Source organism: Nocardia halotolerans, assembly GCF_042650145.1.
GTDB lineage: Bacteria > Actinomycetota > Actinomycetes > Mycobacteriales > Mycobacteriaceae > Nocardia > Nocardia halotolerans.
In genome coordinates, this window is sequence record NZ_JBHSDL010000025.1 from 613,148 (window position 1) to 626,810 (window position 13,663).

At 67.3% G+C, this 13,663-nt stretch carries 10 protein-coding genes; 9 read left to right on the forward strand and 1 reads right to left on the reverse strand.

Annotated elements, in window-relative coordinates:
* Nucleotides 1–90: 90 nt before the first annotated feature.
* The 9 genes from ACFO5K_RS21365 (at nt 91) to ACFO5K_RS21405 (ending at nt 12,911) form a co-directional block, all read left to right on the forward strand.
* Entirely contained in the window at nt 91–600 is a 510-nt protein-coding gene (locus ACFO5K_RS21365; protein WP_378565762.1) for a DUF732 domain-containing protein, read from the forward strand.
* Nucleotides 594–1,589, forward strand: coding sequence for a cutinase family protein (locus ACFO5K_RS21370; RefSeq protein WP_378566244.1), 996 nt, complete (start codon nt 594–596; stop codon nt 1,587–1,589). The genes ACFO5K_RS21365 and ACFO5K_RS21370 overlap by 7 nt, the downstream gene beginning before the upstream one ends.
* Before the next feature lie 153 nt (nt 1,590–1,742).
* Nucleotides 1,743–2,762, forward strand: a complete 1,020-nt coding sequence (locus ACFO5K_RS21375; protein ID WP_378565765.1) for an LLM class F420-dependent oxidoreductase — start codon at nt 1,743–1,745, stop codon at nt 2,760–2,762.
* Between the two features lie 212 nt (nt 2,763–2,974).
* Nucleotides 2,975–4,888, forward strand: a complete 1,914-nt coding sequence (gene fadD32, locus ACFO5K_RS21380; RefSeq protein ID WP_378565768.1) for a long-chain-fatty-acid--AMP ligase FadD32 — start codon at nt 2,975–2,977, stop codon at nt 4,886–4,888.
* Nucleotides 4,889–4,985: 97 nt separating this feature from the next.
* Nucleotides 4,986–10,175: a polyketide synthase Pks13 gene (gene pks13 / locus ACFO5K_RS21385; protein WP_378565771.1), complete on the forward strand. Its 5,190-nt coding sequence runs from the start codon at nt 4,986–4,988 to the stop codon at nt 10,173–10,175.
* Nucleotides 10,176–10,179: 4 nt separating this feature from the next.
* Nucleotides 10,180–11,724, forward strand: coding sequence for an acyl-CoA carboxylase subunit beta (locus ACFO5K_RS21390; protein ID WP_378565774.1), 1,545 nt, complete (start codon nt 10,180–10,182; stop codon nt 11,722–11,724).
* Between the two features lie 120 nt (nt 11,725–11,844).
* The gene (locus ACFO5K_RS21395; RefSeq protein ID WP_378565777.1) at nt 11,845–12,099 is read left to right on the forward strand and encodes a hypothetical protein; all 255 of its coding nucleotides are present in this window, start codon (nt 11,845–11,847) and stop codon (nt 12,097–12,099) included.
* On the forward strand, nt 12,096–12,521 hold the full coding sequence (locus ACFO5K_RS21400) for a TA system VapC family ribonuclease toxin (protein ID WP_378565780.1): 426 nt from the start codon (nt 12,096–12,098) through the stop codon (nt 12,519–12,521). The genes ACFO5K_RS21395 and ACFO5K_RS21400 overlap by 4 nt, the downstream gene beginning before the upstream one ends.
* Nucleotides 12,522–12,539: 18 nt before the next feature.
* Nucleotides 12,540–12,911 carry a Uma2 family endonuclease gene (locus ACFO5K_RS21405; protein WP_378565783.1) on the forward strand — a complete coding sequence of 124 codons (372 nt, stop codon included), beginning with the start codon at nt 12,540–12,542 and terminating at the stop codon, nt 12,909–12,911.
* 161 nt (nt 12,912–13,072) lie between these two features.
* On the opposite strand, the gene ACFO5K_RS21410 is transcribed toward ACFO5K_RS21405, so the two are convergent.
* Nucleotides 13,073–13,570: a peptidylprolyl isomerase gene (locus ACFO5K_RS21410; protein WP_378565786.1), complete on the reverse strand. Its 498-nt coding sequence runs from the start codon at nt 13,568–13,570 to the stop codon at nt 13,073–13,075.
* Nucleotides 13,571–13,663 lie beyond the last annotated feature (93 nt).

The window sequence follows — 13,663 nt, forward strand, 5'->3', positions numbered from 1 at the left end:
CTTGTCCGCGCGGTGCCCGAACCGCCGGATCGGCCCGCTAGCCTGGTCAGCGACCGCTTCCCTGACGAACGATCGAGGAAAGACATCTTCATGCATCGGATCCCTGGCAAGGTAGCCGGATCGGTCGCGGCCCTGGCGGCCGTCGCCCTGTTGTCGGCCTGTGGCGACAACGACTCGACCGCCTCGCAGACGCCCACCCTGTCCTCCAGCGCCATCGCGGCCGCCTCCACCACGCAGGCTCCCGCCGCGCCGCCCGAGGCCGAACACGGCGAGCACGCACCGTCGGAGACCGCGGCGCCCGAAACCCAGGAGCAGCCCCAGGCCGCGCCCGACCCCGGCGAGTCCGCACCGACCTCCGACAAGGACCAGGCCTTCCTCGACGAGCTCGGCAACAACGGCATCCACCCGGCCGACAAGACGAGCGCGATCACCGCGGCCACCTACATCTGTTCGGCGCGCGCCACCGGCGCCGCCGACGGCGACATCGCCACCTTCGTCGCCGCGATGGCGGGCACCGATTCCGCCTTCGACGAGTCGAAGATGGACGTCAACAAGGCAGCAGAGATCTACATCGCCGCCGCGACCGCGACCTACTGCTAGTGAACCCCCGTCCGACGCGACGCGCCCGCAGGTTCTGGCCTGCGGGTTGTTTCACCGTGCTGGCGCTGCTCGTTCTGGCGGTCATCGTCATCGTGCTGCTGTGGTACCTGCTCGCAGGCCGCTTGCGTGAACCGGGGGAGACCCCGCCTCCGCAGCCTCCACCGTCGTCGCAGTCGGCGGATTGTCCCGATGTGATGCTGCTCTCGATTCCCGGTACCTGGGAGTCGTCGAGCAATGACGATCCCTACAACCCGCAGGCGAATCCGCTGTCGCTGATGCTCGGCGTCAGCGGTCCGCTGCGCGCGCAGTTCCCCGACGACCGGCTCGAGGTGTACACGGTGCCGTACGTGGCCCAGTTCTCGAACCCGATCGCGCTGCCGCCCGACGGTCAGGCCTCCTACAACAACAGCCGCACCGAGGGCACCGCGCGGGCCACCGACATCCTGTCCGAGCGTCATCAGCAGTGCCCGCTCACCACCTACGTGCTCGCCGGGTTCTCCCAGGGCGCGGTGATCGCCGGTGACATCACCGCCCAGATCGCGGCGGGCAACGGCCCGATCCCGGCCGACCGGGTGCTGGGCGTGACGGTGATCGCCGACGGCCGCCGCACCGCCGAAACCGGTCCCGGCCAGCCTGTGGAGATCGGCAATCCGCCGCCCCCCGGTCAGGGCGCGGAGGTGGCGTTGCGCGGGGTCAACGTTCCCGGTATCACCATGACCGGTGAGCGGCCCGGTGGTTTCGGTTCGCTGGCACCGAAGGTGTTCTCCATCTGCGCCCCCGGCGACATGATCTGCGACGCGCCACGCGAGGCGCTCAACCCGGCCAACGCGCTGGGCAGTCTCGCCACGCTGATCCGGTCGGTCGGCAATCCGGTACACGCGCTGTACGCGACCAATACCGTGGACGGGCAGGGCACCACGGCCACCCAGTGGACGCTGAACTGGGCGCGTGAGCTCATCGAAAACGCGCCGCATCCACCGCATTCCTGAGCTGCGCCAGGTGGAGTTGTCACAGTCACAGCGGCCGTGGAATTGCCATGGTTCATGCCTCGCTGTGACATCCGCAGTACCGTTCGCTCGCACGCTGTAAAGTGCGCTGGTGATTGCGCCCGTGTACACCGCACAGCCAGGAGCGAAGAGTTCATGACCGAAGCTGGGGCAACTGTCGGCGAGATGACCGCGCTGGGCACGCCGCTGCGTCCGTTCCGCTTCGCCGCGGCGGGCGAGGGCAACAAACAGGAGGGCGGCGCGCGCAAGTTCGTCCAGACGGCGCAGGAAGCCGAGGAGATGGGGTACGACACCTTCGTCGTCCCCGATCACCTGGGCGAGCAGATCGGCCCGATCGCCGCGCTGGGCGCACTGACGCAGGCCACCGACAAGATCCGCCTCGGCACCTCCGTGCTGGCCAACGGCTTCCGCCACCCCGTGGTGCTGGCCAAGGATCTGGCGACCATCGACGTGCTGTCCAAGGGCAGGCTCGAGGTCGGGGTCGGCGCGGGCTGGATCAAGGAAGAGTTCGACAACGCGGGTATCCCGTTCGAGCGTCCCGGTGTCCGGCTCGAGAAGCTCGACGAGTCGCTGACCATCCTCGACACGCTGCTGCGTGGACAGGAATGCAATTTCGAGGGCAAGCACTACCAGGTGCGCGGCATCAAGGGCACCCCGCGGCCACGGCAGGGCCCGCGCCCGCCGCTGTGCACCGGTGGCGGCGGGCCGAAGATGCTCGCGCTGGCGGCCAAGCACGCCGACATCGTGTCGGTGGTGCCGCAGACCACCAAGAACGGCAAGGGCCTGCTCTCGGGTATCACGCTGGAAAAGACCATCGAGAAGGTGAATCTGGTGCGGGCCGCGGCCGGTGACCGGTTCGCCGACATCGAACTGAACTGGGCCATCACCGCCATCGTCATCACCGATGACCGGGAGAAGACCGCGGAGATGGCGTTGCGCGCGATCGAACGCGGCCTGCACCCGAATCTCGAGGTCGATGTCGAGCTGTCGGTGGAAGAAATTCTGAACTCGCCCTACGTCGCGATCGGTACCTTCGAGGAGATCGCCGAACAGATCAAACGTGTGCGCGAACTCACGTCGATGTCCTATGTGGGGATCTTCCCCACCCAGATGGATGCTTTCGCACCCGTTATCCCATTGCTGCGGGAGGACTGAGCGGGGGTTCTCTGTAACATGACTCTGGTTTGAGAACATCTAGCCGATAGCGGTCACCGCGCAGACCGCTCGAAAATCCGCAGGTTGTCAGGATGCACGCCCGGCGTGCCCCGGGGCCGGTGGCGATAAAGCGAGTCGTGGCCTCACAGGTGTCAACGCCGTAGCGCGTTGAAAGAATTCACCGGTGTCTCGGCCTCGGAGGAGAAGAAGGAATGGAAGAGACTTTCGACGACTACCTGGACGAGACCGGGAACATCATCATTCCCGAGGGTCGGACCCTGGTCGATCACGTCGAGAAGCACACCCGTAACGATGCGAATACGCTCGCGTACCGCTACATCGACTACTCGCGGGAACGCGACGGCGAGGTACACGAGCTGACCTGGCAGGAGTTCGGAGTTCGGCTGCGCGCGGTGGCCGCTCGCCTGCAACAGGTGACCAACCCGGGCGACCGGGTCGCGATCCTCGCGCCGCAGGGCCTGGACTACGTGATCTCCTTCTTCGCCGCGATCTACGCGGGCACCATCTCGGTGCCGCTGTTCGATCCCGACGAGCCGGGTCACACCGACCGCCTGCACGCGGTGCTCGGCGACTGCGAACCCTCGGCGATCCTCACCGCGACCTCCTCGGCCGCCGGTGTCCGCCAGTTCTTCCGTTCGCTGCCCGCCGCGCAGCGGCCGCGCATCATCGCCGTGGACGCGATCCCCGACACCCTCGGTGATTCCTGGGTGCGGCCCGACACCGCGATCGACGACATCGCCTACCTGCAGTACACCTCCGGTTCCACCCGGACGCCCGCCGGTGTGGAGATCACCCACCGCGCGGTCGGCACCAACCTGCTGCAGATGATCAAGTCGCTGAACATGAACGAGAACTCGCGCGGTGTCACCTGGCTGCCGCTGTTCCACGACATGGGGCTGCTCACGGTGATCCTGCCCGCGGTGGGCGGCAAGTTCATCACCATCATGTCGCCGAGCGCGTTCGTGCGCAGGCCCTCGCGCTGGATCAACGAGCTGGCCGCGGTCTCCGACGGTGCGGGCACCTTCGCCGCGGCGCCGAACTTCGCGTTCGAGCACGCCGCGGCGCGCGGTGTGCCCAAGGCCGGCGAGTCGCTGGACCTGTCGAATGTGATCGGCCTGATCAACGGTTCCGAGCCGGTGACGGTGTCGTCGATGAAGAAGTTCAACGAGGCCTTCGCGCCGTTCGGGTTGCCCAAGACCGCGATCAAGCCCTGCTACGGCATGGCCGAGGCCACCCTGTTCGTCTCCGCGACCAGGGCCGAGGACGAGGCCAAGTACCTCTACGTCGACCGTGACGAGCTCAACAAGGGCCGGATGGTCCGGGTGGAGCCCACGGCGGGCAACGCCATCGCGCAGGTCTCCTGTGGATATGTGGGCCTGTCGCAGTGGGCGGCCATCATCGACCCCGAGTCGGTGGAGGACCCGGACGGCGGCCGGGAGCTGCCCGACGGTCAGGTCGGCGAGATCTGGTTGCACGGCAAGAACATGGGCATCGGTTACTGGGGTCGCCCCGACGAGTCCAGCAAGACCTTCCGTAACCGGGTCGCCGAGCGGCAGCCGGGTGGGCACACCGAGGGCACCGACGCCGACTCGGACTGGATGCGCACCGGCGACTTCGGTGTCTACTTCGAAGGTGAGCTCTACATCACCGGTCGCGTCAAGGACCTGGTGATCGTCGACGGTCGCAACCATTACCCGCAGGACCTGGAGTACTCCGCGCAGGAGGCGTCCAAGGCGCTGCGGCCCGGTTTCGTGGCCGCCTTCGCGGTGCCGGCCAACCAGCTGCCCGCCGAGGTCTTCGCCTCCGACAGCCACTCGGGTCTGCGTTTCGACGCCGACGACGCCTCCGAGCAGCTGGTGATCGTGGCCGAACGTGGTCCCGGCGCCGGTAAGGCCGACCCCGGCCCGATCGCCGACGCCGTGCGTGCGGCGGTCTCGCAGCGCCACGGCGTCACCGCCCGTGACATTCTGCTGGTCCCCGCGGGTTCCATCCCGCGTACCTCCAGCGGCAAGATCGCCCGGCGGGCCTGCAAGGCCGCCTACCTCGAGGGAACGCTGCGCGGTGGTTACACCCAGCAGGCTTTCCCCGATGCACCGGAAGAGTAATCGGCCGACCGGTTCGGAAACGGCGCCCGGCGTGGCACACATGCCGGGCGTCATTCCACGGCGCGCCCTGTACGCAGACAGGTAGCTTGAGGAATTGATGGCTGACAACGAGGGCACGCCCCAGAACCCCGACGTTCCCGCAGAGACGACCGAACTGTCGGTCGCCGAGCTGCGCGAGTGGTTGCGTCGCTGGGTCGCCGACGCGACCGGACAGTCGATCGACGCGATCACGGTCGACCGGCCGATGGAGGAGTTCGGGCTGGCCTCGCGCGACGCCCTGGCCCTCGGCGGTGACATCGAGGACCGCACCGGCGTCTCGCTGGCTCCCACGGTGATCTACCAGCATCCGACGATCGCTTCGCTGGCCGAGATCATCGTCAACGGTGAGCCGGAGGAGCCCGCGGAGGATTCCGACGACTACACCGGGGTGTTCGCGCCGAGTGAGGCGCACGACATCGCCGTTGTCGGTCTGGCGACCCGTCTGCCCGGCGCCGGCGACACTCCGGACTCCACCTGGGAGTTCCTGATCGGTGGCGGTGACGCGATTCGTGAGCTGCCCGAAGGGCGCTGGGACGAGTTCCGCACCGACCCGTCGGTGGCCCAGGCCATCGAGGCGGGCAACACCCTCGGCGGTTACCTGGACCAGGACGTGGTGAAGGGTTTCGACGCCGAGTTCTTCGCGATGTCGCCGGTTGAGGTCGAGCGGGTGGACCCGCAGCAGCGGTTGATGATGGAGCTCACCTGGGAGGCGCTCGAGCACGGGCGTATCCCGGCCAGCGATCTCAAGGGCGGTCAGGTCGGCGTGTTCGTCGGCGCGTCGACCCATGATTTCTCGTTGCTCGCGTCGCTGGGGCTCGGGGATCGCGATCCGAACGTGCCGGTGTCGGCGGAGGGCTATGCCCTGCAAGGCGCGTCGACCGGTGTCATCGCCAACCGGGTGTCCTATTTCTTCGATTTCCGTGGCCCGTCGGTCACTGTCGACACGGCCTGCTCCTCCACGATCGTGGCCGTGCACCAGGCTGTGCGCGCACTGCGCACCGGTGAGGCCGAGGTGGCGCTCGCCGGTGGCGTGAACATGCTGCTCGCCCCGGTCATCACCCTCGGTTTCGATCAGGCGGGCGCGGTCGCCAAGGACGGGCACATCAAGGCGTTCTCCGCCGATGCCGACGGCATGGTGCGCTCGGAGGGCGCGGGCATGGTCGTGCTCAAGCGGCTGGCCGACGCCGAACGCGACGGTGACAACATCCTCGGTGTGATCAAGGGTTCCGCGGTGAACTCCGACGGCCGCTCCAACGGCCTGTTCGCCCCCAACCCCGACGCCCAGGCCGAGGTGCTGCGCGCCGCCTACCGCGACGCGGGCATCGTCCCGTCCACCGTCGACTACATCGAGGCCCACGGCACCGGCACCCCGATCGGTGATCCGATCGAGGCCGACGCCCTGGCCCGCGTCATCGGCCGCGGCCGCGACGCCGACAAGCCCGCCCTGCTCGGTTCGGCCAAGACCAACTTCGGCCACCTCGAGTCCGGTGCCGGTGTGCCCGCCCTGGTCAAGGTGCTGATGTCGTTCCAGCACAACGTGATCCCGCCCAATATCAACTACGCGGGCCCGAGCCCGTACATCCCGTTCGAGCAGGCCAACCTGAAGGTCGTCGACGAGGCCACCGAATACCCGCGCTACAGCGGTGTCGCGACCGTCGGCATCTCCGGTTTCGGTTTCGGTGGCACCAACGCGCACATGGTGCTGCAGGAGTACGTGCCGACCGCGCCCGCCGTGGAAGACGTGGCGGCCGAGCAGGTCGCCGCCGAGGAGCTCGAGGGCTCCGAGACCACCGATGTGGTCGCTGAAGCCGTCGCGATCACCGAGGCCGCCGCCGAGCCCGTGCGGCCGGAGCCGGTCGTCGAGTGGGACGGTGCGCGCGACGAGCCGCTGCCGGTGATCCTGGCCGTGTCGGCTTACCTGCCCTCGCGTCGCAAGCGGGCCGCGGCCCAGCTGGCCGACTGGCTCGAAGGCCCCGGCAAGGACGTGCCGCTCACCGATGTGGCCCGGTCGCTGGCCAAGCGCAGCCACCAGCGTTCGCGCGGTGTGGTGCTGGCCAAGACTCATGAGGAGGCCGTCGCCGGTCTGCGCGCCATCGCCGAGGGCAAGCCCGGCGCCGGTGTGTTCACCGCCGATTCCCCGGCCGCCAACGGCGCGGTCTGGGTGTTCGCCGGTTTCGGAGCCCAGCACCGCAAGATGGCCAAGCAGCTCTACAGCGAGAACTCGATCTTCCGCAAGACCGTCGACGAGGTCGACGAGCTGGTGGTCGACGAGGCCGGTTACTCGATTCGCGAGATGATCCTGGACGACAACCAGGACTACGACGTGGGCACCTGCCAGGTCGGCATCTTCACCATCCAGCTGGGCCTGGCCGCGTTGCTGCGCGCCCACGGCGCCGAACCCGCCGCGGTGGTGGGTCATTCGATGGGTGAGGTGGCCGGTTCCTACATCGCCGGTGGTCTCTCGATCGAAGACGCGGTGCGCGTGATCTGTGCCCGTTCGCGCCTGATGGGCGAGGGCGAGCAGATGATCACCGAAGACGACGTGCGCAACATGGCACTGGTCGAACTCAGCGCCCACGATGTGGCGCAACTGCTGCCGAAGTACCCCGATATCGAGGTCGCGGTGTACGCCGCGCCGACCAACACCGTGATCGGTGGCCCGCGTGAGCAGGCCGAGGCGATCGTGGCCGAGGTCGAGGCGATGGGCAAGTTCGCCCGCATCCTGCCGACTCGCGGCGCGGGCCACACCTCCCAGATGGACCCGCTGCTGGGCGAGCTGGCCGCCGAACTGGCCGGCATCGAACCGACTTCGCTGCGGACCGGCCTGTACTCGACCGTGCACGAGGGCCTGTTCTTCAAGCCCGGCACCGACCCCATCCACGACGAGCCGTACTGGGTGAAGAACATGCGCCACAGCGTGTACTTCACCAACGCGATCAAGGCCGCCGTCGACTCCGGGCACACCACCTTCCTGGAGCTGGCCCCCAACTCCGTCGCGCTCATGCAGGTGCTCGGCACCACCTTCGCCGCGGGCGTGCACGACGCGCAGCTCATCCCCACGCTCAAGCGCAAGGAGGACGAGTCCGCCGGTGTGATCGGCGCGCTCGCCCAGCTCTACGTGCACGGCCACGCGGTGAACCTGAGTTCGCTGCTGCCCGAAGGCGATTACGCCGACGTGCCGCGAACCCTGTTCGTGCGCAAGGAGTACTGGCCCAAGGTGTCGATGTCGGCCGGCGGTGGCAACACCCGGGTGCCCGGCGCGCACGTCGCCATGCCCGACGGCCGCCACGCCTGGGAAGTGCGGGCCGCCTCGGTCACCGACCTCACCGCACTGGTGAAAGCCGCTGCCGCGCAGGTGCTCTCCGACGTTACGGTGACGGTGTCGCACCCGCACGGTGCCGTCCCGGCCACCGGCACGCTCACCACCACCCTCACCCCACACCTCGGTGGTGCCTCGGTGCAGGTGCACGCCAAGTCGGCGGTCGGTTTCGCCCTGCTGTTCGACGCGGTCGTCACCTCCGGTGCGGCCCTGCCCGAACCGGTCGCCGCCGTCGCCGTTCCGGCCGCCGGCTCCGAACAGTCCACCCCCGAGCAGTCCGCCGCCGAACTCGCCGTGGCCACCAGCGACCGCTGGGACCCGAACGGCAGTGAAACCGTCGAACAGCGCCTGTGCGTGATCGTCGCCGAATCCATGGGTTACGCCGTCGAGGACCTCCCGATGGAGATCCCGCTGATGGAACTCGGCCTCGACTCGCTGATGGCCATGCGCATCAAGAACCGCGTCGAATACGAATTCGACATCCCGCAACTGCAGGTCTCCGCGGTCCGCGACGCCAGCCTCAACGAGGTGGCGAAGGTGCTGCGCTACGCGATCGAGCACCGCGACGAGGTGGCGGCGATGGCGGAGAAGCAGGCCGCCGCCAAGGCCGCCGGTGAAGATGTGGAGCTGGGCGTCGACGCGAACTTCGTCGAGGCGGCTCGTGCGGCGATCGCCGCCGGGGATGATCCGTTGGCCGCGGCCGAGCGGGCCGGGGCCGAATTGCCTTCGGATGCTGCTGCGGGTGAATCGGTTTCCGATGCCGCTGTAGCCGAACCGGTTTCGGAGCAGGCGTCCACCGAGCCGGTCGCCGACATCGACTACTTCGCCGACGCGAGTGCCGATGCGGACAACGTTCCGCCACGTGACGCTGCCGAGCGGCTGACCTACGCCACCTGGGCTGTGGTCACCGGTGCTTCGCCCGGCGGCATCTTCAACACCCTCCCGATTCTGGAGGAGGACCTCGCCGAGAAGATGGCGGCGCGCCTCACCGAACGGGTGGGTGCGGAGGTCACCGTCGACGACGTGCTCGACTGCGAGACCATCGAACAGCTCGCCGACATCGTCCGCGGCCTGCAGGACAGCGGTGCCGATGTGGACGGTTTCATCCGCCCGCTGCGGGCCCGCGCGGAAGGTTCCGAAGCCACTCCGGTTTTCGTGTTCCATCCCGCCGGTGGCAATACGCTCGTCTATGAGCCGCTGCTCAAGCGCCTGCCCGCCGACACCCCGATGTACGGTTTCGAGCGGGTCGACGGCTCCATCGAGGAGCGTGCCCGGCAGTACCTGCCCGAGCTGCGCAAGATCCAGGGCAACGGCCCGTACGTGCTGGCCGGTTGGTCGCTGGGTGCGGTGCTCGCCCTGCAGGTCGGTCAGCTACTGCGCGAAGAGGGCGCCGACGTGCGCTACGTCGGGCTGATCGACCTGGCGATGACCGTCGAGGGTGAGGACAACAGCCCCGAGGAACGCGTGCGTCGCCTCGAGCGGTACCAGGCTTTCGCCAAGAAGACCTACAACGTGCCGACCACCCTCGATCGGGAGCAGATCGAAGAACTGGCGGCGGTGTCGGATGCCGAGCAGTTCTCGATGATCAGCGACCTGATCAAGCTCTCGGGCGCGAAGATCCCCGGCGGCGTGCTCGAACACCAGCGCACCTCGTGGCTGGAGAACCGCGCCCTGCTGGCGGTGGAGCCCCGTCAGTACGACGGTGATGTGGTGCTCTACCTGGCCGATCGCTACCACGACGGTGCGATCGAGCTCGAACCCCGTTTCGCCGATCGCCGGCCCAACGGTGGCTGGGACGAATACATCCCGAATCTGGAGGTCGTCCACATTCCGGGCGACCACCTGCAGATTGTCGACGAACCGCGGATCGGCCGGATCGGTGCCGACCTCGCCGCCAAACTGGCCGCGATTTCCGCAAAGGGAGAGTAAGTAAGTGAGCACGACCGCCGAAAAGCTTGCCGATCTACACGAGCGGCTCGAACTCTCCAGAGAGCCCGCAGGTGCGAAGGGGATCGAGAAGCGGGCGCGTAAGGGCATTCCCAGTGCCCGCGACCGGATCAACATGCTGATGGATCCGGGTACTTTCGTCGAGATCGGGGCGCTGGTCCGTAAACCCGGTGACCCCGCCGCCCTCTACGGTGACGGTGTCGTCGTGGGCCACGGTCAGGTCGAGGGCCGCCCGGTGGCCGTGTTCTCCCATGATCAGACCGTGTACGGCGGTTCGGTCGGTGAGGCGTTCGGCCGCAAGCTGTGCGGCATCATGCAGTACGCCGCCAAGGTCGGTATCCCGCTGGTGGGTATCAACGATTCCGGTGGCGCGCGGGTGCAGGAAGCGATCAGTTCGCTGGCCTGGTACGCCTGGATGGCGACCAATGCCGAGCCGCTGTCCGGCATGGTGCCGATGGTGTCGGTGATTCTGGGCAACTGCGCCGGTGGCGCGGTGTACCAGCCGATCTGCACCGATGTGGTGGTGGCCACCGAGTCGGCGCACATGTTCGTCACCGGGCCGAAGATCATCAAAGAGGTCACCGGCGAAGACGTGAGCCTCGAGGAACTCGGTGGTGCGCGCACCCAGGCCGAGTACGGCAACATCCACCACGTCGCCAAGGACGAGGACGCGGCGTTCCAGTGGGTGCGTGAGTACTTGTCCTACATGCCGAGCAGCTGCCAGGAATTGCCGCCGGTCGTCAATCCGGGCCTGGAACCGGAGCTCACCGATTCCGACCGTGAGCTGAACGCGATCATGCCGGATTCCGACAACGCCGGTTACGACATGTACGACATCCTGCTGCGCATTTTCGACGACGGTGAGTTCAAGGAGATCAGCGCCGACACCGGCCGCAACATCATCACCGGTTTCGCCAGGGTCGACGGTCGCAGCGTCGGCGTGGTCGCCAACCAGCCGATGGATTCGGCCGGTGCCCTCGACGCTCGCGCCTCGGACAAGGCTTCGCACTTCGTCCGGCTCTGCGACGCTTTCGAGATCCCGCTGATCTTCGTCGTCGACACCCCCGGCTTCCTGCCCGGTGTGGAGCAGGAGAAGGTCGGCGTGATCAAGCGCGGCGGGCGTTTCCTGTTCTCGTATGTGGAGGCGTCGGTCCCCAAGATCACCCTGGTGGTCCGTAAGTCGTACGGCGGCGGGTACGCGGTGATGGGTTCCAAGCAGCTCGGCGCCGACATCAACCTCGCCTGGCCCACCGCCCGCATCGCCGTGATGGGTGCGGAGGGCGCGGTGAGCCTCCTGGGCGCCGCCCAGCTCGCCGCGGCCCCGGAGGACCAGCGACCCGCGATCCGTCAGAATCTGATCGATTTCTACAACGCGAACGTCGCCACACCTTGGGTGGCCGCCGAGCGTGGTTTCATCGACGGCATCATCGAACCCGCCACCACCCGCCTGGAACTGCGCCGCGCCCTGAAGCTGTTGCAGGACAAACAAATCCAGCGCAACCCCCGCAAGCACCACGTCTTGCCGCTGTAGCCGTCCCCCCGAACGGGCCGCCACGGAATCCTCCGAGGCGGCCCGTTCGCGCTTCGCGGGAGCGGGTCATCCGGTACGTGCAACGAGCGGCTGCTGCGCACTGGGTGCTAATATGGTTTTATGCGCACAACGGTCGAACTATCTCCCTCCCTCATGCAGGCCGCCAAGATGGCCGCCGCCGCGCGAGGGATCAGCCTCAAGGAACTGTTCGCAAAGGCGCTGGCCAAGGAGGTCGGCGCTTCGACTTCGCCGCGGGTTGGTAGGGTCGCCTTTCCGCTGGTTACCGCCACTGACCCGAGCCCGTTTCCAGCACTGACCAACGCCGATATCGCGGACATCTTCGACGCGGAAGACATCGAGAGGTATGGCCGGTGACTCTGGTCGATGTGGGTCTGTGGCTCGCGGCCACCTATGAAAGGCATTCCCACCATCGCGCGGCCGCGGCGTGGTTCGAGTCGCAGTCGGATAGTTTGCTCATGTGCCGGGTCACTCAGACGGGTCTCCTGCGCTTGCTGTCCAACCCCGCGGTGATGGGCGCTGACGCCTTGTCGCGCAGTGCCGCTTGGCGAGTCCTGGATCAGATCAATGGCGACGAGCGGGTTCGATGGGCTGACGAACCGACCGCCCTGGAGCAGGTGTTTCGGGCCCTGTCGGCACGTGACGATCGCAGTCACAAGCTGTGGACCGATGACTATCTGGCGGCCTTCGCGCAGGCGAGCGGCGTCGCGTTCGCATCCCTCGATCGCAAGCTTGCCGCTCGGTATCCCTCTGTAGAAGTCGTGACGGTTTTCGCATGAGGCCGAGCACCTCCCGCTTTGCTGGTCAAGATCGACACCTACCGCGCCGGACGGGCTCGGCCTGACGGCGCTCTGGCGCCGACTGGGGTGTTCGCCGGCCAGCCGGAGTGGGCCGATCCGGCGCCGGTGTTGATGGTGGTCGAGGTGACCTCCCGCGATCAGGACACCGACCGCCGGGTCCGTAGGGAGGAGCCTCGCGCCTATGCGAGAACCGGCATTCCCGTATATCTGTTGATCGATCGGGAAAAGGGTTGTGTGGTGGTGCGCAGTGACCCGGTCGACGGGGAGTACGAGCGGATGATGATCCAGCCGTTCGGTGCCGAAGTCGAAATTCCGGCACCGGTCGGCGTCACTCTCGACACCGAGCCGTTGAAAGCCTGGGTGTCGTGAGATGAAATTGTCCGTGGACGAGATCTAGTCGATTCTCGAGCATTGTTTTACCCGTGATCGGAATTCGTCGTAGACCTTGACGGGAATTCGGGCGCTGCCGATATCGAGATCCGGGTCGGGGCGCCACCGGAATGGGTGGCGACCCGATCAGGAGCGAAGAATTAAGAGACGGTCGCTGATTCGATGATGACGTCTTCGGTGGGGACGTCCTGGTGGGGGCCGGCGCTGCCGGTGCGGACGGCGGCGATCTTGTCGACCACGTCGATGCCGTCGGTGACCTTGCCGAACACGGCGTAGCCCCAGCCCTGGCCCTGGGGGGCGGTGTGGTTGAGGAAGGCGTTGTCGGCGATGTTGATGAAGAACTGCGCGGTGGCCGAGTGCGGGTCGTTGGTGCGGGCCATCGCGACGGTGTACTTGTCGTTCTTCAGGCCGTTGGTGGCCTCGTTCTGGATGGGCGCCTGGGTCGGCTTCTGCTTGAGGCCGGGCTCGAAGCCGCCGCCCTGCACCATGAAACCGGGGATGACGCGGTGGAAGACGGTGCCGTTGTAGTGGCCCGCGTTCACGTAGTTCACGAAGTTGGCGACCGTGTTCGGCGCGGCCTGGTCGTCCAACTCGAGCACGATCGGTCCGTGGTTGGTTTCGAGATTCACCTTGGTCATGGCTCGAGTCTATGCAGCGGAGGGGGTCGGAAGGGACGGGGGTCGGGTGGGCCCGCGTGCGCCGCGGTGCGCACGCGGGCCTTTATCGTCGGT

Bases quoted from the DNA above. Each gene is read 5' to 3' on its own strand.
- ACFO5K_RS21395 (WP_378565777.1), top strand. From the start codon at position 11,845: ATGCGCACAACGGTCGAACTATCTCCCTCCCTCATGCAGGCCGCCAAG.
- fadD32 (WP_378565768.1), top strand. From the start codon at position 2,975: ATGGAAGAGACTTTCGACGACTACCTGGACGAGACCGGGAACATCATC.
- pks13 (WP_378565771.1), top strand. From the start codon at position 4,986: ATGGCTGACAACGAGGGCACGCCCCAGAACCCCGACGTTCCCGCAGAG.
- ACFO5K_RS21410 (WP_378565786.1), bottom strand. From the start codon at position 13,570: ATGACCAAGGTGAATCTCGAAACCAACCACGGACCGATCGTGCTCGAG.
- ACFO5K_RS21365 (WP_378565762.1), top strand. From the start codon at position 91: ATGCATCGGATCCCTGGCAAGGTAGCCGGATCGGTCGCGGCCCTGGCG.
- ACFO5K_RS21375 (WP_378565765.1), top strand. From the start codon at position 1,743: ATGACCGAAGCTGGGGCAACTGTCGGCGAGATGACCGCGCTGGGCACG.